The sequence below is a fragment of the Nonomuraea sp. CA-218870 genome, from assembly GCF_050936535.1.
GTDB classification, from domain to species: domain Bacteria; phylum Actinomycetota; class Actinomycetes; order Streptosporangiales; family Streptosporangiaceae; genus Nonomuraea; species Nonomuraea corallina.
Genome location: NZ_JBNJMN010000001.1, coordinates 524346 through 546549 on the forward strand (window position 1 = coordinate 524346; position 22204 = coordinate 546549).

25 protein-coding genes and 1 riboswitch are annotated in these 22204 nt (G+C 72.1%); of the genes, 11 read left to right on the top strand and 14 right to left on the bottom strand.

Features of this window, described 5'->3' with window-relative positions; genetic code table 11:
* Genes ACQEUU_RS02550 through ACQEUU_RS02560 form a run of 3 tightly spaced genes read right to left on the bottom strand, consistent with a single transcriptional unit; the run spans position 1 to position 1882 of the window.
* Positions 1–861: an SIS domain-containing protein gene (locus ACQEUU_RS02550; protein ID WP_433059705.1), complete on the bottom strand. Its 861-nt coding sequence runs from the start codon at positions 859–861 to the stop codon at positions 1–3.
* Positions 858–1442 carry a D-sedoheptulose-7-phosphate isomerase gene (locus ACQEUU_RS02555; protein WP_433059708.1) on the bottom strand — a complete coding sequence of 195 codons (585 nt, stop codon included), beginning with the start codon at positions 1440–1442 and terminating at the stop codon, positions 858–860. Before ACQEUU_RS02555 ends, ACQEUU_RS02550 begins: the two co-directional genes overlap by 4 nt.
* On the bottom strand, positions 1421–1882 hold the full coding sequence (locus ACQEUU_RS02560) for a PadR family transcriptional regulator (protein WP_433059711.1): 462 nt from the start codon (positions 1880–1882) through the stop codon (positions 1421–1423). The genes ACQEUU_RS02555 and ACQEUU_RS02560 overlap by 22 nt, the downstream gene beginning before the upstream one ends.
* Before the next feature lie 185 nt (positions 1883–2067).
* On the opposite strand from ACQEUU_RS02560, the gene ACQEUU_RS02565 reads away from it, so the two are divergent.
* On the top strand, positions 2068–2298 hold the full coding sequence (locus ACQEUU_RS02565; RefSeq protein ID WP_433059714.1) for a hypothetical protein: 231 nt from the start codon (positions 2068–2070) through the stop codon (positions 2296–2298).
* Positions 2295–3449 carry an acyl-CoA dehydrogenase family protein gene (locus ACQEUU_RS02570; RefSeq protein ID WP_433059717.1) on the top strand — a complete coding sequence of 385 codons (1155 nt, stop codon included), beginning with the start codon at positions 2295–2297 and terminating at the stop codon, positions 3447–3449. The genes ACQEUU_RS02565 and ACQEUU_RS02570 overlap by 4 nt, the downstream gene beginning before the upstream one ends.
* Before the next feature lie 18 nt (positions 3450–3467).
* On the opposite strand, the gene ACQEUU_RS02575 is transcribed toward ACQEUU_RS02570, so the two are convergent.
* The 8 genes from ACQEUU_RS02575 to ACQEUU_RS02610 all read right to left on the bottom strand — a co-directional run bounded on the left by ACQEUU_RS02575 (position 3468) and on the right by ACQEUU_RS02610 (position 12853).
* Positions 3468–3944 carry a TspO/MBR family protein gene (locus ACQEUU_RS02575; protein WP_433059719.1) on the bottom strand — a complete coding sequence of 159 codons (477 nt, stop codon included), beginning with the start codon at positions 3942–3944 and terminating at the stop codon, positions 3468–3470.
* Positions 3945–3981: 37 nt separating this feature from the next.
* Positions 3982–5841: an APC family permease gene (locus ACQEUU_RS02580; protein WP_433059722.1), complete on the bottom strand. Its 1860-nt coding sequence runs from the start codon at positions 5839–5841 to the stop codon at positions 3982–3984.
* A gap of 104 nt (positions 5842–5945) precedes the next feature.
* Complete coding sequence (locus ACQEUU_RS02585) at positions 5946–6614, bottom strand: CHAP domain-containing protein (RefSeq protein WP_433059725.1); 669 nt, start codon at positions 6612–6614, stop codon at positions 5946–5948.
* Positions 6615–6627: 13 nt separating this feature from the next.
* Positions 6628–6776, bottom strand: a riboswitch (cyclic di-AMP (ydaO/yuaA leader).
* A gap of 213 nt (positions 6777–6989) precedes the next feature.
* Complete coding sequence (locus tag ACQEUU_RS02590; RefSeq protein WP_433059728.1) at positions 6990–8276, bottom strand: ArsB/NhaD family transporter; 1287 nt, start codon at positions 8274–8276, stop codon at positions 6990–6992.
* Positions 8273–8710 carry a CBS domain-containing protein gene (locus tag ACQEUU_RS02595; protein WP_433059731.1) on the bottom strand — a complete coding sequence of 146 codons (438 nt, stop codon included), beginning with the start codon at positions 8708–8710 and terminating at the stop codon, positions 8273–8275. The genes ACQEUU_RS02590 and ACQEUU_RS02595 overlap by 4 nt, the downstream gene beginning before the upstream one ends.
* 126 nt (positions 8711–8836) lie before the next feature.
* Positions 8837–10936, bottom strand: a complete 2100-nt coding sequence (locus ACQEUU_RS02600; protein ID WP_433059734.1) for a polysaccharide lyase 8 family protein — start codon at positions 10934–10936, stop codon at positions 8837–8839.
* A gap of 64 nt (positions 10937–11000) precedes the next feature.
* Complete coding sequence (locus tag ACQEUU_RS02605; protein ID WP_433059737.1) at positions 11001–11639, bottom strand: response regulator; 639 nt, start codon at positions 11637–11639, stop codon at positions 11001–11003.
* Complete coding sequence (locus tag ACQEUU_RS02610) at positions 11627–12853, bottom strand: sensor histidine kinase (protein WP_433059740.1); 1227 nt, start codon at positions 12851–12853, stop codon at positions 11627–11629. Before ACQEUU_RS02610 ends, ACQEUU_RS02605 begins: the two co-directional genes overlap by 13 nt.
* A 111-nt stretch (positions 12854–12964) precedes the next feature.
* Here ACQEUU_RS02610 and ACQEUU_RS02615 point away from each other — a divergent pair, with 111 nt between their 5' ends.
* The 7 genes from ACQEUU_RS02615 to ACQEUU_RS02645 all read left to right on the top strand — a co-directional run bounded on the left by ACQEUU_RS02615 (position 12965) and on the right by ACQEUU_RS02645 (position 18294).
* Positions 12965–13189, top strand: a complete 225-nt coding sequence (locus tag ACQEUU_RS02615; RefSeq protein WP_433059743.1) for a hypothetical protein — start codon at positions 12965–12967, stop codon at positions 13187–13189.
* The gene (locus ACQEUU_RS02620; RefSeq protein ID WP_433059746.1) at positions 13186–13881 is read left to right on the top strand and encodes an ABC transporter ATP-binding protein; all 696 of its coding nucleotides are present in this window, start codon (positions 13186–13188) and stop codon (positions 13879–13881) included. Before ACQEUU_RS02615 ends, ACQEUU_RS02620 begins: the two co-directional genes overlap by 4 nt.
* 10 nt (positions 13882–13891) lie before the next feature.
* Positions 13892–14638 carry a phosphatase PAP2 family protein gene (locus ACQEUU_RS02625; RefSeq protein ID WP_433059749.1) on the top strand — a complete coding sequence of 249 codons (747 nt, stop codon included), beginning with the start codon at positions 13892–13894 and terminating at the stop codon, positions 14636–14638.
* Between the two features lie 55 nt (positions 14639–14693).
* The gene (locus ACQEUU_RS02630; protein WP_433059752.1) at positions 14694–15308 is read left to right on the top strand and encodes a phosphatase PAP2 family protein; all 615 of its coding nucleotides are present in this window, start codon (positions 14694–14696) and stop codon (positions 15306–15308) included.
* Between the two features lie 81 nt (positions 15309–15389).
* Positions 15390–16214 (top strand): alpha/beta fold hydrolase, encoded by an 825-nt coding sequence (locus ACQEUU_RS02635; RefSeq protein WP_433059755.1) that lies wholly within the window; start codon positions 15390–15392, stop codon positions 16212–16214.
* A 27-nt stretch (positions 16215–16241) separates the two neighbouring features.
* Positions 16242–16727: an MSMEG_6728 family protein gene (locus tag ACQEUU_RS02640; protein ID WP_433059758.1), complete on the top strand. Its 486-nt coding sequence runs from the start codon at positions 16242–16244 to the stop codon at positions 16725–16727.
* Positions 16728–16893: 166 nt separating this feature from the next.
* The gene (locus ACQEUU_RS02645; RefSeq protein ID WP_433059761.1) at positions 16894–18294 is read left to right on the top strand and encodes an LCP family protein; all 1401 of its coding nucleotides are present in this window, start codon (positions 16894–16896) and stop codon (positions 18292–18294) included.
* Positions 18295–18490: 196 nt separating this feature from the next.
* Here the strand turns inward: ACQEUU_RS02645 and ACQEUU_RS02650 are convergent, their stop codons facing one another.
* The 3 genes from ACQEUU_RS02650 to ACQEUU_RS02660 all read right to left on the bottom strand — a co-directional run bounded on the left by ACQEUU_RS02650 (position 18491) and on the right by ACQEUU_RS02660 (position 20435).
* Positions 18491–18865 carry an SgcJ/EcaC family oxidoreductase gene (locus ACQEUU_RS02650; RefSeq protein WP_433059764.1) on the bottom strand — a complete coding sequence of 125 codons (375 nt, stop codon included), beginning with the start codon at positions 18863–18865 and terminating at the stop codon, positions 18491–18493.
* Between the two features lie 116 nt (positions 18866–18981).
* Entirely contained in the window at positions 18982–19584 is a 603-nt protein-coding gene (locus ACQEUU_RS02655) for a PadR family transcriptional regulator (RefSeq protein WP_433059767.1), read from the bottom strand.
* A 44-nt stretch (positions 19585–19628) separates the two neighbouring features.
* Positions 19629–20435: an MBL fold metallo-hydrolase gene (locus ACQEUU_RS02660; protein ID WP_433059769.1), complete on the bottom strand. Its 807-nt coding sequence runs from the start codon at positions 20433–20435 to the stop codon at positions 19629–19631.
* 60 nt (positions 20436–20495) lie between these two features.
* On the opposite strand from ACQEUU_RS02660, the gene ACQEUU_RS02665 reads away from it, so the two are divergent.
* Together ACQEUU_RS02665 and ACQEUU_RS02670 are read left to right on the top strand one after the other, a co-directional pair.
* Complete coding sequence (locus ACQEUU_RS02665; protein WP_433059771.1) at positions 20496–20927, top strand: VOC family protein; 432 nt, start codon at positions 20496–20498, stop codon at positions 20925–20927.
* A gap of 84 nt (positions 20928–21011) precedes the next feature.
* On the top strand, positions 21012–22202 hold the full coding sequence (locus tag ACQEUU_RS02670) for a TerC family protein (RefSeq protein ID WP_433059773.1): 1191 nt from the start codon (positions 21012–21014) through the stop codon (positions 22200–22202).
* Positions 22203–22204 lie beyond the last annotated feature (2 nt).

Genomic DNA, 22204 nt, shown 5'->3' on the forward strand with positions numbered 1-22204 from the left:
TCAGATCTCGCCGGTCAGCACCTGCTGGGTCAGTTCCCACAGCACGTGGCAGAGGGTGATCTGGGCCTCCTGGATGCGGTGCACGGACACCGACGGCACCACGAACAGGTACGCGACCCGGTCCTCCTGGGCCATCGGCCCGCCGTCGTAGCCGACCAGCCCGACGGTGAGCAGGCCGCGCCTGGACGCCTCCGCCATCGCGTTGAGCACGTTGGCCGAGCCTCCGCTGGTGGACAGCCCCACGGCCACGTCGCCGCGACGGCCGAGCGCGGCGAGCTGCCTGGCGAACACCAGCTCGTACCCGACGTCGTTCGAAAGAGCCGTGAGCAGCGCGACGTCCTGGGCGAGCGGCACCGCCGCGACCGCGCGCGCCGGCTCAGGCGGCGCGGCGAACAGCTGGGCGACGGCCTGGGCGTCCGTGCTGCTCCCGCCGTTGCCGAAGGCGAACAGCCGGGCCCCCGCGTCGAAGGCCGCCGCCATCGCCCGCGCGCACGCCACCAGGCGCTCGGCGTGCAGGGCGACCAGCGACCGGCGCAGCGCGACGATCTCGGCGGCCTTCCTCCGGGTGGACGCGCACAGATCGGCGACGACGGCCTCCCGGTCGGCGGGCGCCGGCGCGAGGAACGGGTAGAGCGCCTCGATCCCGCCCGGCTCGCCGTACGGGGTGGTCGCGATGGCCTCCTTGGCGTGTACCAGGACGATGTCGCCGGGCCGCGCGTCCACCAGCGCCACGCTGACCTCCTCCGGACCCGACTCCGTCTCCACCAGGGCCATCCCGTCGTCCAGCAGCCGCAGGACGCGTACCGGCACCGCCGCGTCGGAGCACGTGACGCAGACCTCGTCGTGGCACGGCTCCGTCATCGGACCGCCTCCAGCTCGTGGAAGACGTGCACCAGCTCCCACAGCACGTGGTACATCGTCACGTGCACCTCCTTGACGATCAGCGGGTCGCCGGAGCGGGCGGCCAGCACGTGGTCCGCCTCGGGCGCGGCCCGCCCGCCGGTGAGCGCCACCGTGAGCAGCCCCAGCTCGCGCGCCGCCGCGAGGCCGTTGCGCACGCCGGCGCAGTCGCCGTCGGCCGACAGCCCGAGCGCGATGTCGCGGGGTGCGGCCAGCAGCCGCAGCTGGGCCGCGAAGATGCCGTCCAGCCCGTGGGTGCGGGCGATCCCCGTGGCCACGGCCATGTCGGTGGTCAGCGCGAGGGCCGGGAGCGCCGGCTTGCCCACGATGACCGGATGCGCGAACTCGACGGCGACGTGCTGCGCGTCGGCCACCGATCCGCCGGTGCCGAACACCAGCAGCTTGCCGCCCCCGCGGAACCGCTCCGCCATCTCCTGGCAGGCGCGGACGAGCCGTTCGGCGTCCTCGCCGATGGCGGCCGCCGGCCCCATCCGCCGCTCGAAAGCCGCGGACACCGCGGTCAGCGTCGGATCTTCGCCCATGACTCCTCCTCCCATGCGGTCGTGGAACCCTCCCGCACGGCCGGGAACGGCTCACGCGGGGGCTGGGGCTCCTCGCCCGGCACGGCCGGGGGCCCGTGGCCGCCCGGCTCCTGGCTGATCCGGGTCCATCTGGTCAGGCAGGTCTCCAGCAGCTGGCGGACCTCGGCCAGCCGGCGCATCCACGCCTGCAGTTCGGCCATGCCGCCGGTGGTCAGCTCGTAGCGCCTGCGCGCCGGACCCGCCTCGGAGGCGACCCAGGCGGAGGCCAGGTGGCCCGCGCGTTCGAGTGAGCGGAGCGTGCGGTAGACCTGGCCGGGCTCCGCGTCGGACGCCCCCAGCCGCGCCAGCCGCTCGATCAGGTCGTACCCGTGACCGGGCCGCTCGCAGATGAGCAGCAGCAGGAAGGGATGGAGCAGTCCGCGGACGTCACTGCCCGACATGGGTCCCCCTCCGCCGGTGCGGTCATGGCCGGTCGCTAGGACAGTAGGTCGCCGGGGGCCATGGTCCGGGGCGGCGCGTCCGGCGGTTGCACGAGTCATCGCCGTAGGCAAGCCAAGAGTTTCCCGGGCGGCCCGCGAGCCCCAAGATCCGTTTTGAGGGGGTTCACCTGGGCAGTCGTGGGCGTATGCGACTCATCGACCGCACAGCCGTACGCCGACTCGTCGACGCGACCGACCCGGACGCCGCCCTCGTGCTCATCAGGGGCGAGTGCGTCGTGATGCCGGAGGAGGAGGCCGACCGGCAGGGCGGCCTGGTGCTCGCGCGCCGCCGCGAGGTGAAGCACGTGACCGGCGACCACGATCTGGACTCGCTCGCCGCCCGGCTGGACACCATGGCCAGGGACCTGGGCGCATGAAGGGGAGCGGCGACTTCTACGACTACGCCGACCTGCTGGACGAGGAGGAGAGGGAGATCGTCCAGCGGGTGCGCGCGTTCATGACCGAGAAGATCGCGCCGATCGCGGACGAGGCGTGGACCAAGGCCAGCTTCCCGCACCACGTGGTGCCGGAGATGGCGAAGCTGGACGTGGCGGGGCTGCAGCACCGGGGCGCCAGTAGCCTGCTGACCGGTTTCATCGTGCTGGAGATGAATCGGGTGGATCCGTCCATGGGCACGTTCTTCGGCGTGCACAGCGGGCTGGCCATGGGCAGCATCGCCGGGCTCGGCTCGGACGAGCAGCGGGAGCGGTGGCTGCCGCCGATGGCGGCGATGGAGCAGATCGGCGCGTTCGCGCTGACCGAGCCTGAGGGCGGCTCCGACGTGGCGGCCGGGCTGCGCACCACGGCCAGGCGCGAGGGCGACACGTGGGTGCTCAACGGCGCCAAGCGGTGGATCGGCAACGCCACCTTCGCCGACCTGATCGTGGTCTGGGCCAAGGACGAGGCCGACGGCCAGGTGAAGGGCTTCGTCGTGGAGAAGGACACGCCCGGGTTCGAGGCCACCAGGATCGAGAACAAGATCGCGCTCCGTACGGTCCAGAACGCCGACATCGCGCTGACCGACTGCCGGGTCCCCGAGGCGAACCGGCTGACCGGGGCGCGCGGCTTCCGTGACACGTCCACGATCCTGCGGCAGACCCGGGGCGGCGTGGCGTGGCAGGCGGTGGGGTGCATGATGGGCGCCTACGAGCGGGCGCTCGAGTACGCCGGGGAGCGCGAGCAGTTCGGCCGCCCGATCGGGGCGTTCCAGCTCGTCCAGGACCTGCTGGTGCGCATGCTCGGCAACGTCACCAGCTCGCTCGGCATGGTGGTCCGGCTGGCCCAGTTGCAGGACGCCGGCGTCTATCGCGACGAGCACTCGGCGATGGCCAAGGCCTACTGCACGGCGCGGATGCGGGAGGCGGTCGGCTGGGGCCGGGAGATCATGGCCGGCAACGGGATCGTGCTCGACTACGGCATGGGCCGGTTCGTGGCCGACTCCGAGGCCATCTACTCGTACGAGGGGACGCGCGAGATCAACAGCCTGATCGTCGGCCGCGCGATCACCGGCCACGGCGCGTTCGTCTGAACGGGGACGCGGGCCCGCTCAGTTGAGCTGCCAGATGGCGAAGTTGAGCGCGCCCGCGTAGGTGACCCAGAGCAGGTAGGGCGCCATCAGCAGCGCGGCCGGCCGCCTGATCCGCCACATCGCGGCCATGGTCGCCGCGATCGTGACCCACAGCAGGCAGAGCTCGGCGAACGCGACGCCGTACCAGCCGGCGGCGAAGAACAGCGGGGTCCACGCGGCGTTGAGGACCAGCTGGATCGCGTAGAGGGTCATCGCAGGCGACCAGCCGCGCGCCGTCCAGGTGAGCCAGCCGGCCACGGCGATCAGGATGTACAGCACTGTCCAGACGGGCCCGAACAGCCACTGCGGCGGCGCCCACGCCGGGCGCTGCAGCGACAGGTACTCGGCGGCGGAGCCGGACGCGGACAGCGACCCGATGACGGCGACCAGCGCCACGACCACCAGGAAGACCGGCAGCGCGACCCAGCGGCGGCGCGGAGGGGAAGTGACGACCATGTGCTTCCCGTGCCCGGTGATGCGGCCGGTAACCCGGTCATGGGCCGAGATGGAACGGCAGGAGGCAGACGGGCACGTCGGAGCGCTCCCTCAGCGCGGCGGCCAGCAGCCTTCCCCGCTGGTTGTGCAGGATGCGGAAGCGGAAGTGCCGGGGTTCCAGGATGGGGATGAGGACGATGGTCCAGTTGCCCGATTCGTCCGCCCGGCGGATGTAGTCGAGCAGCGGATGGATCACCGTGCGGGCGGGGTTGACGATGATCTCCAGCGGGACCCCGGGATCCCACCGGGCCCAGGCCTCCCGCAGTGAGCGCCGCGACTCCTCGGTGAAGCAGACCGCCACGAGCACGATCTCGCCGCCGAGTGCCATGGCGGCGCTCACGCTCCGTTCGGTCGCGGCGTCGATCCCGGCGACAGGAATGATGATCTTCTTGCCGGGGTGGACGGCGGCGGGCGGCCGCGCGGGCCTGACCGGCACGGCGCCGATCTCCAGCTTGGCCGCCACCTCCCCGTAGTAGCGCTCGATCCGGGTGAACAGGAGCATGAGCGCCGGGATGACGACGGCGACCGCCCAGGCGCCCTCGGTGAACTTCGACACCAGCAGCACCAGCGCGGCCACGCAGGTCAGCACCGCCCCCGTGCCGTTGAGCAGCAGGTCGCGCCGCCAGCGAGGCGGACGCAGCCGGTGCCAGTGCTTGACCATGCCGCCCTGGCTCATGGTGAACCCGATGAAGACGCCGATGGCGAACATGGGGATGAGCCGCTGGGTGTCGCCGCCCACCGCGATCAGCAGCAGCGCCGCCAGCAATCCCGCCACCGCGACGCCGTACCGGTAGACGGGCCGCTCGGTGCGCAGCGCGAACAGCGAAGGCAGCCGCCGGTCCTTGGCCAGCAGGCTCAGCAGGACCGGCAGGCCGCCGAAGCTGGTGTTGGCGGCCAGGCCGAGGCCGAGCGCCACCACGACGTTGGTCGCGTAGAACGCCCAGCCGGTCCCGTACGAGCCGGCCACGAGCTGGGCCAGGATGGTGACGCCCTCGCGGGGCACCACCTGGTCCCTGCGGATGAGCGCGGCCAGGCCGATGAGCAGGGTGGCGAGCAGCACGCCGAGCATCAGTTCGGTGTGCTGGGCGCGCTTGACGCGCGGGTTGCGGAACATGGGCACGCCGTTGGCGATGGCCTCGATCCCGGTCAGCGAGGAGCAGCCGGAGGAGAAGGCCCGCAGGAGGAGCATCACGGTCAGCGCCTCGGTGGCGACGATCTGCTCCGGTGTCCCCACCGTGGCGGCGGGCCCGGACCGCGCCAGGCCGACCACCACGACGCCGAGGACCGACAGCACGAACAGGCCCATGGGCAGCATGAGGAACCGCGCGCTGTCCGACACCCCGAACAGGTTGATGACCGTCAGCAGCAGCACCCCGGCCAGGCAGGTCTCCACCAGGTACGGCCGCAGCACGGGGAACGCCGAGGCCAGGTTGGCGGCCGCCGCCGCGAGGCTGACCGCGATGGTCAGCACGTAGTCCACGACCAGGGCCGCGGCGGCCAGCAGGCTCGCCCGGCGGCCCAGTTCCTCCTTGGCGACCCCGTACGAGCCGCCGCCGTCAGGGTGGGCGGCGATGACCTGCCGGTAGGAGAACACGAGGATCAGCAGCAGGACCGCGATGGCGATCGTGATCGGCAGGGTCAGCGCCACGGCGGCGGCTCCGGCCCCGGCCAGGACGAGCGCCGCGGCCTCCGGTCCGTAAGCGACCGAGCTGAGGGCGTCCAGCGACAGCGCCGACAGTCCTTGCAGGCTGGTCAGGTGACGCTTGTCGCCCTCACCGTGGCGCAGTTGCAGCCGCCGCCCGCTGAGCGGCGACCTTCTGATCTTCGCCGGGTCCTGCTGATAGCGCAGCGTCGTCATGTCGCACGTGCTTTCACCTCCTGGGTTTCCCCCGGAGGCGTCGCAGGGCACGCCAAGCCGTCGTCAAGAGCGGGTGCGTACGTGCGACACCGCGGCCGGGCCGCTCAGGCGGCCTTGTACTCCGGGTAGCCGTAGCCGGTCACCTGCGAGACGGGCCGGATCCGCTCCTCGACCATGCCGTTGCCGGTGTTGCCCTCGATCGTGGTGATCGTGCCGTCGCCGTTGTCCTTCTTCACCAGTCCGACGTGGTCGACGGCGCTGATGCTCTTGCTGCCGCCCCAGTCGAAGAAGACGACGCTGCCGGGCTTGGCCACGGTGCCCCAGCGGCCGTTGTCCTTGAACCACTGGGCGTGGGTGACGGTGTAGGCGTCCCAGCCGACGGTGGACCGGGCGCCGGCCTGCTCGCCGACCCAGGACACGAACATCGCGCACCAGGGGGCGTTGGCGTACAGTTCGGGCGTGCCGCCGCCGTCGCGGGCGAGGGTCTCGGCCGCACGCGGCGAGGACATGTACCACTGGTGGAACTTGGTGCCGCCGCCGGCGGTGTTCTCCTTGACGCCGATCTGCGACTCGGCGACCTGGAGGATCCTCTGCGCGGTCACGGCGGTGGCCGGGTTCTGCTGCTGCGCGGCGGGCGGCTGGGCCGGGGTGGCCGTCGCGGCCGCGACCGGGAGGGCCGAGGTGCCGGCGAACGCGGCGCCCAGGGCCACGGCCGCGCTCACGGTATGGCGGGCGACGTTCTTGGGCAGGCGATCGAGGATGTGCTTGACCATGCTCGGGGTTTGCTCCTTGCTTCCATGCCGCCTACCGGGTTAGCTGACGGGTTCGGGCGTGGAAGTGCCCTACGGTCGCTCATAGGTAAAGAGCGATCGATTCACCCCGGAGAAACGTGGGTCCCCGGTTCCGCCTGACAGCGGATTCGGCGGCCGCGCCGCATTCCTGCGGACTTGCGCATGCGGGCGCGGTCTCGGCAATACATCGGCAACGCGCGGGTTCTTACGTCAAAGCGCTGCTCAAGCGCGTGCCATCTACGTTCTCCAAGGTAATAGCCGGGCAAGAAGCGAGGCAAGTCGTGCTGGGGTGCGCGGGCCGGGATCCTCGATGGCATAGGGGTTTCCGGGCGAATATTTTACCTTTGAGTAGGTTTGTTAGAGGTAGCGGAACCACAGATACGGCGCTACCAGGGTCACGGTGACCCCCGTGACGATCAACCCGTACTTGGTGAACTCCCAGAAGCTGATCGGCGTGCCGTTGCGCGCCGCGATGCCCAGCACCACCACGTTCGCCGCCGCGCCCACCGCCGTGGCGTTGCCGCCCAGGTCGGCGCCGAACGCCAGCGCCCACCACAGCACCTGCGCCGGCTCCCCGCCGTTCGCCTCGACGAGCTCGGCCACGATCGGGCTCATCGTGGCCACGTACGGGATGTTGTCCACGATCGCCGACAGCACCGCCGATCCGCCCAGCAGCCCCATCGTCGCCACGTCGAGCCGGCCCGCCGTGGCCTCGACCGCGGCCGAGGAGATCTGCTCGATGACCCCGGTGTGGACGAGCGCGCCGACCATGACGAACAGCCCGGCGAAGAACACCAGCGTCGGCCACTCCACCTCGGCCAGCGACTCCTCAGCGGTCACCCGGGTGGCTCCCACCAGCACGCCGGCGCCCAGCAGCGCGACCACCGACGGCGAGTAGTGGAGCACCGGGTGCAGCACGAAGGCCGTCAGCACGAGCGCCAGCACGGCCAGCGACTGCCACAGCAGCCGCCGGTCGGCGATCGCCTCCTTTTCGTTCAGCGCCATGACCTCGGCCGCGCGGGCGGGGTCGTACCGGAACGACCGCCCCCACATCAACTGGCACAGGCCCACGAACACCACCATCAGCACGATCACCATCGGCGCCATGTGGACGAGGAAGTCGTTGAAGCTCAGCCCGCCCCGGCTGGCGATGATGATGTTGGGCGGATCGCCCACCAGCGTCGCGGCGCCGCCGATGTTGGAGGCCAGCGCCTCCGCGATCAGGAAGGGAATCGGTGACACGGCCAGCCGCTCGCACACCAGGAAAGTCACCGGCGCGATCAGCAGCACCGTGGTCACGTTGTCCAGCAGCGCGGAGGCCCCGGCGGTGATCAGCACCAGCAGGACCATCAGCCGGAAGGGCCGTCCCTTGGCGCGTTTGGCCGCCCAGATGGCCAGGTACTCGAAGAGGCCGGTCTGTTTCAGCACCCCGACGATGATCATCATGCCGAGCAGCAGGAAGATGACGTTCCAGTCGATCCCGGAATGCTCGGAGAAGAACGCCGCCCGGGCGTCCGTGGCGTGGATCACCAGCATGATCCCGGCCCCGCCCAGCGCCGCCGCCATCCGTGGCACCTTCTCGGTGGCGATCAGCGCATAGGCGGCGAGGAACACCGCCACGCTCGCCCAGGCGACCAGGGTCATGTGCCGAGCATCCTGTCGAGCAGCCGCTCCAGCGTGACCGCGCCCAGCAGGCGCCCGTCCTCGACGATCGCGACCAGCGGGGTGCGGGTGCGGGCCATCAGCGCCGACATCTCCAGCACGGTCGCGTCGGGGTCGGTGACCGGCAGCTCGCGCCGGTCACGCGGCAGCGCCTCACGGACCGTACGGCCGCCCAGCGCCTCCATGAACGTGTCGGCGTGCGCCTCGTCCACCACCCGCGCCAGCGCCGGATCGTCCGCGATGTAGCGGGGCACGGCCAGCCGCAGCGCCTCGGTGCCGGACAGGATCGTGAACCCCTCGTCACCCTGGACGATCAGGCCGGGCAGATCCTGCTCGGCCATCAGCCTGGCCGCGTCGAGGATCGGCGTGTCCAAAGTGACGACGGGATAGTCGGCGACAAGGTCTCTGGCGCGCATGGGGGCACGTCCTTCCTGCTCGTACGGATGAGGACCTGCCGACCAGACTTCCCGGCTCACCAGCGGACAACCTATCAAGTGATCACACCTGCGGCCCAGGCACCTCGATCACACTCTCCCACGCCGTCACCGGACGCCGCCCGTCCGGACGGTGACCGTCGCGGAGTCCGGCAGGGCCCCGAACCTGAGCGTCAGCCGCCGCCCAGTCGCGGCCGACAGCAGAGCCGGCGGGTATCCCGTGACCTCCGGCACCGGACGGTCCCAGGTGACGGTCAGGCCGGTCAGGTCGCGGCGCGGATCCGACACGGTGACCGCGGCCGAGCCGTCGCCGCGTTCGGTGACGAGCACCGCGCAGGGGCCGGACGCCGACAGCGGACCGGCCGAGCCCGGCTGCCAGAAGTTGACCGCCGTCACCCCCGCCGACGGGACGTGCACTCCCTGCTGGGAGGCCGTGTTGGCGAGCGTCCGCGCCCACCCCCGGTCGGCGGCGCGCGCCCTGGTCGCCTCCAGCGTGGCGTTCGGCAGCAGCAGGTAGGCGTAGCGGGCGGCGTCCGGGTCCAGGCCGTGATCGAGCCAGAGCGTGACGTACGGGCGTGTCGCCCCGCCGCCCGCCCGGTGCTCCCGCACGCGGTGCAGCCCGCCGCCGTCGCGCACGACGTAGCCGCCGTGGCCCGCCAGGTGCGCCCAGCCGTCCTGGTCGTGCACGGTGAGCAGCGCGGCGCTGCGCCGGTTGTCCACGATCGTCTCCACCGGCGCGCCATCGCCGCCGGAGATGCCGGCGCCCAGGCAGATCACCGCGTCGTCGAGGAAGAACCACGACTTGAACGCCTCCACCGTGGACTCCAGCCCGCGCAGGTGCTGGCCGACCGTCGCGTAACGGCCGTCGGTGGCGCCGCCCACCCAGCGGAACGGCGGGCACGCGCCGCCCCACGCCTCGCCCGCGCCGTCCGGCAGCCGCCGGGTGGAGACCGTCGTGCCGGGCATCCGGTAGGGGTCGGCGGTGGCCCAGAACCCGTCGGCGTAGTGGGCGGCATGGCCCTCGCCCCACCAGTAGAGCATCCCGGAGCCGGTGTGCCAGCCCCGCAGGTTCTCGCCGTTGCCGTGCTCGTAGTGGGCGATCCGGTCGGAGGACATGCTGAGCGCCGCGCACCAGCCCGGCGCGCGGTGCACCGCCCGGGCGCTCATCGGGAACAGCCGGTGCCCCGGCGGCCACGAGCCGTACCCCTCCGTCAGGGGCCGCCAGCGGCGGCGCTCCTCCGGCGTGGCGGTGACCGCCAGTCGCCGCACGGCGCGGGCCAGACGGCGGGCCCTGACCTCGCCTCCCCCGGAGCTCCTGCCGATCCCCCGGCCGCTGACCAGGTCCATGACATGACCGGCGTGCACGAACGGGGCGAACGACCGCTCCACGCTGTCGTACACCACCTGCCGGTTCGGGTCGGTGACCTGCCACGGAGTGCCGCGCAGCACCGCGAAGAGCGTGGCCAGCCCTTCCAGCAGCACCAGCCCGTACCCGCCCTGGTAGGGCACGGTGCCGTGCTGGAGGAACGAGCCGTCCCGGTAGAAGCCATCGCCTTCCGTGACGTAACGGAAGACCGGCGCCAGCGCCCGCACGGCCAGGTCCGCCCGCGCCGCGTCCCCGGCGAGCACCGCGCGCAGCAGCGTCACCAGGCACAGGTCCACCCGGTTCGCGGCGGTGCTGGTGCCGCTGTAGTCGCGCAGCCGGCCCGGCGGGACGAAGTGGTCGACGGACTCCCCCAGCGCCGCGGCCGGCCGCCCCGACAGGCCGACGAGGACGGCGGCGTCGAGCAGCCTCGCCGGCGCGCCGATCTCCCAGTGCCACCAGTTGCCCACCGGCTCCGCGCCGGCCGCGTACACGTGCTCACGGAAGTGGTCGACGCCGGACGCCACGCCGGCGCGCAGCCGCGCGTCGCCGCTCACGACGTACGCCCGCGCCATCGCGAGCAGCCGGCCGGGGGTCTCGCTCAGCGACGGGTACGGCAGATCCGGCCAGAGGTGTCCCCCGGCAGGCGCCATCGCCGCCAGGTGCCGCCGGGCCTCGCGCACCGGGTGCGCCGGATCGACCGTGACCTCCCGCCACCGCCGCCGCACCGCCGCGAACGCGCCCGGATCGTGCGGGACCCGCGTGACCGGGCCCGCCCCGGCCTCGGGAACGGCCGCGGCCAGCACTCCGAGCCGCAGCACCGCCCGCCTCGACCACCCCGCCACGAACGGATTATCACACCCCGGCGCCCCGCCGACCGGTCCCCGCGAGGTCGCCGGGAGGGGTGAGTCAGGCGTCGAGGTAGTGGAGGACGGCGGCGACCCGGCGGTCCACACGGTCGGCCGGGGACAGGTCGAGCTTGGCGAAGATGCTGCGGATGTGCTTGTGCACGGCGCCTTCGGTGACCACCAGCCGTTCGGCGATGGCGGCGTTGCCCAGGCCCTCGGCCATGGCCGCGAGCACCTCCAGCTCCCTGCTGGTGAGCCGGTCCAGCGGCCCGTCGCGCCGGGTGAAGAGCTGGGCCACCACCTCCGGGTCGATGGCGGTGCCGCCCGCGGCGACCCGCTCCAGCGCGCTCATGAACTCGCCGACCCTGCCCACCCGCTCCTTCAGCAGGTAGCCGATCCCGTTCGCGCCGCCGGCCAGCAGCTCGGTGGCGAACGCCTGCTCCACGTACGCCGACAGCACGAGCACCGCCAGCTTCGGATGCAGCCGCCTGGCCTCGACCGCCGCCCTGATGCCCTCGTCGGTGTGGGTGGGCGGCATGCGGACGTCCACCACGGCGACGTCAGGGTGGTGCTCGGCCACGGCCTTCATGAACGCGTCCGGGTCCGGCACGGCCGCCGCCACCTCGAACCCCTCACCGCTCAGCAGCAGCGCCAGCCCTTCGCGCAACAGGGCGTCGTCCTCCGCGATCACGACACGCACGCCAACTCCACTTCGATTCTGGTCGGCCCGCCGTCCGGGCTGGTCAGGGTGAGGACGCCGTCGTGGGCCGCGACCCGGCGGCGGATGCCCGTCAGGCCGGATCCGTTCTGCTCGGCCGCGCCGCCGCGCCCGTCGTCCTCGATCTCGACGCGCAGCGTCCCGCCGCGCCGGCGCAGCGCCACCCGGGCGTGGGCGGCGCCGCTGTGCTTGGCGACGTTGGTGAGCGCCTCTGCGACGGTGAAGTACGCGGTGGTCTCCACCGAGAGCGGCAACGCCCCCAGCTCCCCCACCGACACCTTGCACGGCACCGGGCAGTCGGAGGCCAGCGCGGTGAGCGCGCCGGCCAGGCCCCGGTCCTGGAGGATCGGGGGCAGGATGCCGCGCACCACCCCGCGCAGTTCGCTGAGCGCGGTCTCGGCGGCGTCCTGGGCGCGGTCCAGCGCCGGGCCGGCCGTCGCGGGGTCGCGGTCCAGCGCCCGTCTGGCGGCGGCGACCAGCACGACCACGGCGACCAGCCGGTTCTGCGCGCCGTCATGCAGCGAGCGCTCGATGCGGCGCAGTTCGGCGGCGTGCGCCTGGAGAGCGCCCGCGCGGGTGGCGGTGAGCTCGGCGATGCGGTGCGACAGGTCGACCGACGGGTGGGGCGCCAGCAGGCGCCGTCCGGGGAGCGCCTGGAGGCGGGCCATGCCGGGGCCGATGGTCAGGGCGAGCAGGGGCCAGAGGAGGCCGATCAGGGCCGTGCCGGCGACGCCCGTCCAGGAGTCGATCGGCAGGTACATGGTGCTGGTGGTCTCGGCCTCCGGCAGCATCCCGTACCACAGGGGGAACGTGAGGTCCCGCACCGCCATGATCGGGAAGGCGATGCCGAGCATCCCCAGCCCGAGGCCGGACGTGGCGTGCAGGCCCAGCCAGCGCAGGTCGCGCCAGGTCGCGGGGTCGCGCCGGGCGGCGCGCAGCGCCTCCTGCCAGCTCAGGTGCTCGATGGCGGTCTGGTACGGGGACAGCACCGGCTCGCCCCACCGGCCCAGCCTGGCCCGTTCCTTGTCCGCCACCGCCCTGGTCATCGACAGGACGGCCGGCAGCAGGGGCAGGCCGACCCAGAACAGCGCGGCCGTGCCCGCGATCACCCAGCAGGCCACGGTGGCGAAGGCGAGGACGGCGGTGCCGAGACCGCCCGCGAGGCGGTCCAGCGCCTCGACGGCGTTTCTCATCATCACCGGACAATCTACGGAGTGTCGGGGCGAACGTCATTCCAGCCTGCTGTACCGACGAGACGGCAGTGAGTGGGATTTATCTGGATCTGCGCCGTTCCTAACGTTTGTGGCATGACTGATCCGTACACCATCACGACCGACCGTCCTTCCGACTCCGAGAAGTCCAGCACCCCGCGCATGGCCCTGTGGACGGTGCTCATCGTCTGCCTCGCGGCCAACCTCGTCGCCAACACCATCGGCGGGTGGGGCGTGCTCGTGGGCGTCATCACCGGCCTCGTCGCGCTGGCCTGCGGCGCCGGGCTCGTCGTCGACCACCGCAACCGTCGCCGCTTGTGACCGGTGCCGTGACGCTGGAGCACGTCACCAAGATCCACGGTGGGACGGTCGCGCTCGACGACGTGTCGGCGACCGTTCCCGCCGGGCGGTTCACCGCCGTGCTGGGCCCGGCCGGCTCGGGCAAGAGCACCCTGCTGCACTGCGCGTCCGGCCTGGACCTGCCCACCTCCGGCGCCGTCACCGTCGCCGGCGTGGACGTCACCGCGCTCGGCGAGAGCGAGCGCGACGCGTGGCGGCGCGCCCACGTCGGCCTGGTCTTCCCGTCCCACAACCTGCTGCCGTCCCTGACCATCGAACAGAACCTCACCCTGCCGCTCCGCCTGGCCCTGGTCCGGCCCGACCGGAGCTGGCTGCGGGAGCTGGCCGGCCGGGCGGGGCTGGCCGGCCGGCTCCACCACCGGCCCGCCGAGCTGCCCGAGGAGGGGCAGCGGCTGGCCGCCGTCGCCCGGGCGTTCGCGGCCCGGCCGGCGGTCGTGTTCGCCGACGAGCCCGCGGGAGCGTCCGGCCGCGTCCTCGACCTGCTCAGGGAGCTGGTCGAGGACCTCGGGCAGACGGTGGTGATGACGACGCGCGAGCGCGCCGCCGCCGCGCGGGCGCACGACGTCCTGCTGATGGAGCGCGGCCGGGTCGTCGATCCGCTGTCCGCGCCGGGCGCCGCGATTCCGGCGCATGAGCCTCACCGCTGGGGGTAGCCACCGGCCCATGCGGCTGCGACGGTGGATGGCGGAGCGACTCGAAGGCGAGCGCGGACTGCCCGTCAGACTGACGATCGCGTCGATCACGGTGGTGGTCGTCACGATCCCGTTCATGCTGCTGCTCGTGCTGGCCAAGCTGCCGCTCAACCCGCTGGACGCGCGGGTGGCGCACGAACTGCACGCCTACGCGCTGGCCAACCCCGCCGTGACGGACCTGCTCATCGTGTGGACGGACGTGTTCGGGCCGTGGCCGTGGCGGGTCGTCGTGTTCGTGCTGGCGGTCTGGCTGTGGCGCAGCCGGCGCGAGGGCGCGGCGCTGTGGGCGGTTACCACGATCGTCGTGGGCGGGGCGCTCGGCTGGGCGTTGAAGATCATCGTAGATCGGACGCGGCCCAGCCTGCCGGACCCGGTGGCGCTCGCCCCCGGGCAGTCGTTCCCGTCGGGCCACGCGCTGAACGTGACGCTCGGTGCCGGGATCGTGCTGCTGCTCGTCCTGGCTCACCTGCCCGTCTGGGGACGGGTCGCCGCGTGGGCGGGGGCCGTCTTCCTGATCGGGAGCGTCTCGTACACGCGGGTGGCGCTGGGCGTGCACTGGGTGAGCGACGTGGTGGGCGGGGTGATGCTCGGCGTGGCCGTGCTCGCGGCGACGGTGGCCGCGTTCGAGAGCTGGCGGCGGCAGCAGGGGCGGGCGCGCTCCGCGCCGCCCTTGGATGGAGTCGAACCGGAGGCGGTGAGAGCGGGACGTGACCGCTAATGATTTCCGATACTACGCGTTATCGCTGGTCCTGCCGCTACTGGTGTTGGCCGGCGTGACCTTCGGGGCGGGCGAGCTGGTCCTGTCCGTGCCCACCGGGGAGGAGGCCGTCAACAAGAGCCTGGCAGCGGAGCGCACCGACTGGTGGAACACGGCCACGGACTTCGGCAGCAGCCTGTCCGACACCCCGTACATCGTGGCGTTCACCGCGATCGCGGCGATCGCCTTCCGGCTGGCGTTCCGGCGCTGGCGGGAGTCCGTGTTCCTGATCGCGGCCGTGTGGAGCCAGTCGCTGGTCTTCCTGGCGACGACCGTGGTCATCGAGCGCAACCGGCCGGACGTGGAGCACCTCGATCCGGCGCCGCCCACGTCCAGCTTCCCGTCCGGGCACACGAGCGCCGCCGTGGCGTTCTACTGCGGGATGGCGCTGGTCCTGAGCACCCGCGTGCGACATCCGGTGCTGCGGGCGGCACTGTGGGTGGTGGCCGTGGCGGCGGCGCTCACGGTCGCGGCCTCGCGGCTGTACCGGGGCATGCACTTCGTCACCGACGTCATGTGGGGGCTGCTCCTGGGCACCGTGTGCGTGCTGGTGGCGGCGCGGGCGATCCTCTACCGGCCCGCGACGTCGCGCGAGACCGCCCCCGGGCGGGAGACCGCTTCCGTGACGTGATCCTGAAGCGCGGCGGACATCTCCTTACGCCATAAGCTATTCTCGCTTTCCCGAGAACTCTTTATGGCGTACGGAGATGTCATGCCCAAGGCCGGACTGCACGACGGCAGCACGATCGAGATCCAGGTCCACGGCGCGGGCCCCACCGTGCTGCTTCCCGTGGACCCCGAACCCGCCGAGGGAGAACGGGCCGAGGCGATGCGCGCCTGGGGCGCCGACCCCGCCCTGGGACGCTCCCTCATGGAAGGGCTCGGCGACCGGTTCCGGGTGGCCGCGTTCGACTACGAGGGCCACGTGCTCGCGCACCCGAAGCCGGCGACGCTGACCCCGGACAACATCGCCGCCGACCTGCTGGCCGTCGCCGACGCGGTGGGCGCCGCCAGGTTCGCCTACTACGGCTACTCGTGGCTGGCGCTGAGCGGGCTGCAGCTCGCCCTGCGCACCGACCGGCTCGACGCCCTCGTCATGGGCGGCTTCCCGCCCGTCGGCGGCCCGTACCGGGAGATGCTGGCCGTGACCAGGGCCACCCTCGGCCTGGCCGGCACGGCCACCGGCAAGGAAGCGACCCCCGGCGACTGGTCGACCGTGGAGGTCGACCTGTCCGACGCCCAGGCCAGGCAGTTCGTCACCCTGTACGAGGCGCTCCAGGACTTCGACGACCTGGCCGCGCAGCGGCGGATCACCTGCCCGAGGCTGTGCTTCGCCGGATCGGCCGACCTGATCGAGTACGACGAGCGCTGGGGCGGCACGCGCGTCGACATCGCCGGCCCGATCGTCCGCCGCCGGGCCGAGCTGGAGGCGCTCGGCTGGACCGTGGCGGTGCTCGACGGGCTCGACCACGCGCAGGCCATGCAGCCGGCCAACGCCCTGCCCGTGCTCGGCCCCTGGCTGGCCGCGCGCGTGTAACCCCTGGCCAGGGGCAGGGGAGGTCGCATGCAGACCTTCCTGCCCTACCCGGACTTCGCCCGCACCGCGGCGGTCCTGGACCCGCTCCGGCTGGGTAAGCAGCGGGTGGAGGCCCTGCAGGTGCTGCGGGCGCTGACGGTGCCCGGCTACGGCTGGCGGCACCACCCGGCGGTGAAGATGTGGGCCGGGTTCGAGGAGGCGCTGGTCCGCTACGGCCTGGAGATCTGCCGCCAGTGGTGCTCGATGGGCCGGGCCGACACCTGCGCCGGCACCCTGACGCAGGAGCTGACCGAGCACTGCGGCAGCCCTGTGGCCAGGAGCCAGCCGGAGCTGGCCGAGGCGGACGAGCTGCCGCCCTGGCTCGGCGACGAGGCCCTGCACCGCAGCCACCGCTCCGCGCTGCTGCGCAAGGATCCCGCGTTCTACCGGCCGATCTTCGGGGCGGAGCCGGACGACCTGGCGTACGTGTGGCCGCCCTCGGGCCGCCCGCCCGCCTGCATGCCCGACAGCTGAGAAACCGGACACCGCCCGGCTCCCTCCACGCGGCACGGTCACGCTCCGTATACCGATAGTCGACGGATACGGACCCTCGGGCCGCTCCCTTTCAGTACTATCGACCGGCAGGACCTACCACGCGCCCAGGGCTGTCGCCCGCGGCCCCGTCTCCCAGGGGAGTCTCGTGACCAGCGGGCTCGTCGACACGCCCCCGAAACCCAGCGCCCCTCCCCGGGGCCGCCGATGGCTGCGACGGCTGGCCCTCGGGGCGGGGACGGCCGTGCTGCTGGTGACGGCCGCCGGGGTGGGCGTCGTGCTCAGGCTCACCGGCAACGTCCGCCACATCGACGTGTCCGGCGAGCTGGGCGCCATCCGCCCGCCCAAGGTCGCGGCGGCCGCCATGAACGTGCTGATCGTCGGCTCCGACCAGCGCGACGGCAAGAACGCCCGCTACGGTCACCGCATCTCCGGCGAGCGCACCGACACGATCATGCTGGCCCACCTGTCGTCCCGGCGTGACGGCGCCGTCGTGATCAGTTTCCCGCGCGACTCCGTGGTCCGCCTCCCCGCCTGCCGCCCGCGGGAGGGCCACTCCGGCCAGCAGCCGCACATCGGGATGATCAACGAATCGTTCAACAACGGCGGCATCGCCTGCGTCTGGAAGACCGTCGAGTCGCTCACCGGCATCCGCGTCGACCACTTCGTCAAGGTCGACTTCTCCGGGTTCAAGAACATGGTCGACGCCATCGGCGGCGTCGAGGTGTGCCTGCCGCGGCGGATCGACGACAGCAAGGCCATGCTCCACCTGCCCGCCGGCCGCCGCACCCTCGACGGCGAGCAGGCGCTCGGCTACGTCCGCGCCCGCTACTCCCTCGGCGACGGCTCCGACATCGGGCGGATCCAGCGGCAGCAGATGTTCATCGCCTCCATGGTGAAGAAGGTGATGAGCGGCGACACGCTCAGCGACCCGGCCCGGCTGATCGGGTTCCTCGACGCCGGCACGCGGGCCGTCACCACCGACCCCGACTTCACGCTCGGCGCGATGAAGGATCTGGCCGAGAGCCTCCGGGGCCTCGACGCCGGCCGGATCCGCTTCATCACCACCCCGTGGCGCTACTCGCTGACCCAGCCGGGCCGCGTCGAGTGGGAACAGCCGGCGGCCGACCGGCTCTTCCGCGTCGTGGCCAGGGACGGCCGGCTGCACGACGTGCGCGACGGCCGTACCCGGGTGCCCCCATCGAAGGTGGCGGTGGAGCTGCGCAACGGCACCTTCCGCCCCGGCCTCGGCACCGAGGTCGCGGCGGCGCTGGAGCAGCGCGGCTACCACGTCGCCCGGGTCGGCGACACCCGGCGCAAGCCGTACCGCAGGTCCGTGATCCTGTACGGCCCGGACGGCGAGACGCGGGTGCCGACGCTCGCCCGCGACGTGCGCGAGGCCGCGCCGCGGGCGATGCCGCGAGCCCGCACGGCCCGGCTGGTGCTGGTCGTGGGCGACGACTGGCGCGGGCTCAAGCCCCTGGACCCCGCCGACGACGAGAGGCTCAAGGGCATCGACGCCACCCACGACACCTGCGCCGCCACCTGACCTACGTCACCCGGGTGCGCACTCCCAGGTCGGCGCCGAGCCGGGTGAGGGTCTCGGTGAACGACCCGCGGGTGTCGCGGGCGAAGCCGACGAAGAACCGGTTGGCGAGCCCGACGCCCCAGCGCCCGCGCCAGGGCCGCGCGCACCTGGGCGGCGGGCGCCTCGACGACGCCGGACACCTCGGTGACGAGCTTCTTCACGGCCGGCCCACCCGCGTGTTCTGGAAGGAGGCGAACCGCCAGCCTTCCGGGGTCCGCACGGCGGTGTAGCCGAGGACGGAGTCGCGGGTGGGGTCCGGCTCGCCGTCGACCGTGGACCCGCCGGTGGCGACGACCAGCGCGACCCCGTCGCCGAGCAGCCTGATGTCGGGCTCGCCCCGGCTCTCCAGCTTGATCGGCATCGTGAACAACTGGCGGTGGCCGTCCTCGATGGCCTGCCGGCCCTTCATGTTCACGCCGAAGTAGGTGATGTAGTCGGCGTCCTCGGTGAACAGCGCCGCGTAGGCGGCGGCGTCACCGGCGTTCCAGGTCTCGTAGACGCGGTCGAGCAACCGGCGGATCTCTGCGGACATGGCGCACTCCCGTGGTCGGCGGCGCCTATCCTGGGGAACTGCGAAGTCTGGACAGGGCAGGCGCCGTGTTCGGATGGACCGGCCGCCGGGGTGTTGGCGCACTCCGGCGGCCTGTTTCATTCGTCGAGCAGCTGCTCCATCAGCGACTGCTTGACCGTGCCCGTCCAGTCGAGCTCAGCTCGCTCGATGCGGCCGATGACGGTGCGCACCCAGTCGAGCTCGGCGGCGTAGAGCGCGCGGTCGCACTCCAGCTCCAGCAGGAGCATCTCCGGCAGCCCGTTCTCGGCCAGGGTGGCCAGGTGCGCCTCGATGCCGCCGATCGAGCCCTGGAGCGCGGCCGTGCGGGTGCGCAGCGCCTTGAGCGCGGCGTCCGTGGGCAGCACCCCGATCATCGAGACGGCCGCGACGAGCGTGCGCCGGTCGGACTCGGGCTGCTCCAGCAGCCTGCGCATCCGGACGGCCAGCTCCTGCCTGCCCTCGTCGGTGATCTCGTAGACCGTCCGCTCCGGCCTGCGGCCCTCGCGCGCGGTCTCCGCCGGGACGATCAGCTCTTCCTTGGCCAGCCGGTCGACCGCGTGGTAGAGGCTCCTCGGCAGGCCGGTCACGTAGTCCTTGTGCGTGTCGATGATGAAGCGGTGCAGCTCGTAGGGGTGGCTGGGGCGCACCGAGAGCATGGCGAGGACGGTGAGCCCCACCAGGTCGTGACGTCGCGCCATCATGCCTCCCTCATAGTGCAATATGCACTATAGCGGGATGCTCTGCCTCAGGGAAGCTCTCCGTCGAGCTGCGCGAACGCCCGTCCGATGGCGGTACGGGTGACGTCCTCGTCATAGGGGAACTTGTGGACGAGGTCGCGCAGCCCCTCGACGTGGGCGCGGCGGGCCAGCTCGGCCACCACCGACAGCTCCTCGTGCTGCCCGATCACGAAGTCGCGCCCCACCACCGCGCCGTGACCCGGCACGTACACCTGCTCGCGCATGTCGTGCAGCATCCGGGCCGTGGTGTCGGGCCAGTCGAGCGGGTACGCGTCACCGAACGCGGGCGGCGCCCCCTCCTCCACCAGGTCGCCCGCGAAGACCACGCCCGCGTCGGGCACGTGCGCCACCACGTCGTTGGAGGTGTGGCCGCGCCCGAAATGGCGCAGGTGCACGACCCGGCCGCCGATGTCGAGCGTGGCGGCCGAGGTGAAGACGTGGTCGGGAGGCACGATCTCCACCTCGTCCACCTCGGCCCGCCGCTCCTCGCCGAGCGCCGCCACCACGCCTGCCAGGTGCTCGGCCCCGCGCAGCTCGATCTCCTCGGCGCACCGGACGTGACCCCAGATCTCCGCCGGGAGGAACATCGCGTTGCCGAAGTAGTGGTCGAAGTGCGCGTGCGTGTTGACGACCGTCCACGGGTTGCCGGTGATCCGCCGGACGGCCCCGATCAGGTCGGCGGCCTCGCGGTGCGACATGCGGGTGTCGAGGATCAGGCAGTGGTCGTCGCCGACCACCAGGCCCACGTTCATGTCGAACGACTCGTGGCGGCGGACGTAGACCCGGTCCCCGATTTCCTGCCATGGCTCGTTCATCGCGTGATCCCGGAGCGTCGTAGCCAAGTCATGATGAACCGACCTTATTAGGATCAGCCCATGGCGTACGACATCCAGGTGGTCATCGACTCACAGGATCCGCACAACCTGGCCGACTGGTGGGCCGACGCCCTGGGCTGGCAGGTCGAACGGCAGGACGAGGCGTTCATCCGCAGCCTCATCGAGCGGGGCCACGCCGGCGAGGCCGACACCGCCTTCCACCGCGGCGCCCTGGTGTGGAAGGACGGCGCGGCGATCCGCCACCCGGGCGGCCTGCGGCGCGCCCCGCGCGTGCTCTTCCAGCTCGTGCCCGAGCCGAAGACGACCAAGAACCGGGTGCACCTCGACCTCAGGGCCGGGGCCGAGAGCATCGACGCCGAGGTGGAGCGGCTGGTGGGCAAGGGCGCGAAGGTGCTGCACGAAGGACGGCAGGGCCCCACCCGCTGGGTGACGATCGCCGACCCGGAGGGCAACGAGCTCTGCATCGCCTGATCCTGACGATCACCGCGGGCGTGCGTGAGCCCTGCGGCGCGGGGTAACAGGTCACTGCCCCGAGACCTGGAGGAGAGGACGCGCGTGGACGTTCCGGCGCTGGTGTGGTGGTTGACGATCATCGGGATCGCCGGCCTTCTGCTCTTCGACTTCTTCTTCCACGTCCGCAAGCCGCACATCCCCACGCTCAAGGAGGCCGCGGTCTGGTCGGCCCTGTACGTGGGCATCGCCGTGCTGTTCGGCCTGGGCGTGTGGGTCTTCGGCGGCCACACCATGGGCGCCGAGTACTTCGCCGGTTACGTCACCGAGAAGGCGCTCTCGGTCGACAACCTCTTCGTCTTCCTGGTGATCATCGCCAGCTTCCGGGTGCCCCGGGCCGACCAGCAGAAGGTGCTGCTCATCGGGATCACGTTCGCGCTGGTGGCCAGGAGCGGGTTCATCCTCCTGGGCGCGACGCTGATCAACATGTTCGCCTGGGTGTTCTACGTCTTCGGCCTGATCCTGCTCTTCACCGCCGGACACCTCATGAGGCAGGAGAGCGAGAAGAGCCACCAGGGCGACAACTTCGTGGTGCGGCTGACCCGGCGCTTCCTGCCCACCTCCGAGCACTACGACGGCGACAGGCTCACCACGGTCGTCGACGGCAAACGCGTCCTCACCCCGATGCTGCTGGTCATGGTCGCCATCGCCGGCACCGACCTGCTCTTCGCGCTCGACTCCATCCCGGCCATCTTCGGCCTCACCCAGCACGTCTACCTGGTCTTCACGGCCACCGCGTTCTCCCTGCTGGGGCTGCGGCAGCTCTACTTCCTCATCGACGGCCTGCTCGACCGGCTCATCTACCTCTCGTACGGGCTGGCCGTGATCCTCGGCTTCATCGGCGTGAAGCTGATCCTGCACGCCCTGCACGAGAACAACGTGCCGTTCATCAACGACGGCGAGCCCGTCCCCGTGGTCGAGGTCTCCACCGGGCTCTCCCTGATCGTGATCGTCACCGCGCTGCTGGTCACCGTCATCGCCTCGCTGGCCAGCACCAAGGGCCGGGCGCAGAACCTCTCCTCCGCCGCCCGCCGCTACGCCACCAGGATCCTGGACGCGGAGTGCGAACCGGAGGAGTGCGCGTACTTCTACCAGAGGCTCCAGGCCGAGGAGGAGGAGCTGCGCAGGCTGCCCGAGAAGTACCGGGCGAAGATCCGCGAGGACGAGCAGCTGATGGACATGCTGCGCCGGGTCCACGAGCTGCACGGCCCGGAGGCGGCCCGCCGGCCGGGCTGACC

Excerpts from the sequence above, each read along its gene's own strand:
- ACQEUU_RS02610 (WP_433059740.1), bottom strand. The coding sequence starts at position 12,853 with ATGATGAGAAACGCCGTCGAGGCGCTGGACCGCCTCGCGGGCGGTCTC.
- ACQEUU_RS02625 (WP_433059749.1), top strand. The coding sequence starts at position 13,892 with ATGCGGCTGCGACGGTGGATGGCGGAGCGACTCGAAGGCGAGCGCGGA.
- ACQEUU_RS02565 (WP_433059714.1), top strand. The coding sequence starts at position 2,068 with ATGCGACTCATCGACCGCACAGCCGTACGCCGACTCGTCGACGCGACC.
- ACQEUU_RS02640 (WP_433059758.1), top strand. The coding sequence starts at position 16,242 with ATGCAGACCTTCCTGCCCTACCCGGACTTCGCCCGCACCGCGGCGGTC.
- ACQEUU_RS02585 (WP_433059725.1), bottom strand. The coding sequence starts at position 6,614 with ATGGTCAAGCACATCCTCGATCGCCTGCCCAAGAACGTCGCCCGCCAT.
- ACQEUU_RS02665 (WP_433059771.1), top strand. The coding sequence starts at position 20,496 with ATGGCGTACGACATCCAGGTGGTCATCGACTCACAGGATCCGCACAAC.
- ACQEUU_RS02560 (WP_433059711.1), bottom strand. The coding sequence starts at position 1,882 with ATGTCGGGCAGTGACGTCCGCGGACTGCTCCATCCCTTCCTGCTGCTG.
- ACQEUU_RS02660 (WP_433059769.1), bottom strand. The coding sequence starts at position 20,435 with ATGAACGAGCCATGGCAGGAAATCGGGGACCGGGTCTACGTCCGCCGC.
- ACQEUU_RS02595 (WP_433059731.1), bottom strand. The coding sequence starts at position 8,710 with ATGCGCGCCAGAGACCTTGTCGCCGACTATCCCGTCGTCACTTTGGAC.
- ACQEUU_RS02575 (WP_433059719.1), bottom strand. The coding sequence starts at position 3,944 with ATGGTCGTCACTTCCCCTCCGCGCCGCCGCTGGGTCGCGCTGCCGGTC.
- ACQEUU_RS02570 (WP_433059717.1), top strand. The coding sequence starts at position 2,295 with ATGAAGGGGAGCGGCGACTTCTACGACTACGCCGACCTGCTGGACGAG.
- ACQEUU_RS02555 (WP_433059708.1), bottom strand. The coding sequence starts at position 1,442 with ATGGGCGAAGATCCGACGCTGACCGCGGTGTCCGCGGCTTTCGAGCGG.
- ACQEUU_RS02580 (WP_433059722.1), bottom strand. The coding sequence starts at position 5,841 with ATGACGACGCTGCGCTATCAGCAGGACCCGGCGAAGATCAGAAGGTCG.
- ACQEUU_RS02650 (WP_433059764.1), bottom strand. The coding sequence starts at position 18,865 with ATGTCCGCAGAGATCCGCCGGTTGCTCGACCGCGTCTACGAGACCTGG.
- ACQEUU_RS02590 (WP_433059728.1), bottom strand. The coding sequence starts at position 8,276 with ATGACCCTGGTCGCCTGGGCGAGCGTGGCGGTGTTCCTCGCCGCCTAT.
- ACQEUU_RS02550 (WP_433059705.1), bottom strand. The coding sequence starts at position 861 with ATGACGGAGCCGTGCCACGACGAGGTCTGCGTCACGTGCTCCGACGCG.
- ACQEUU_RS02615 (WP_433059743.1), top strand. The coding sequence starts at position 12,965 with ATGACTGATCCGTACACCATCACGACCGACCGTCCTTCCGACTCCGAG.
- ACQEUU_RS02655 (WP_433059767.1), bottom strand. The coding sequence starts at position 19,584 with ATGATGGCGCGACGTCACGACCTGGTGGGGCTCACCGTCCTCGCCATG.
- ACQEUU_RS02635 (WP_433059755.1), top strand. The coding sequence starts at position 15,390 with ATGCCCAAGGCCGGACTGCACGACGGCAGCACGATCGAGATCCAGGTC.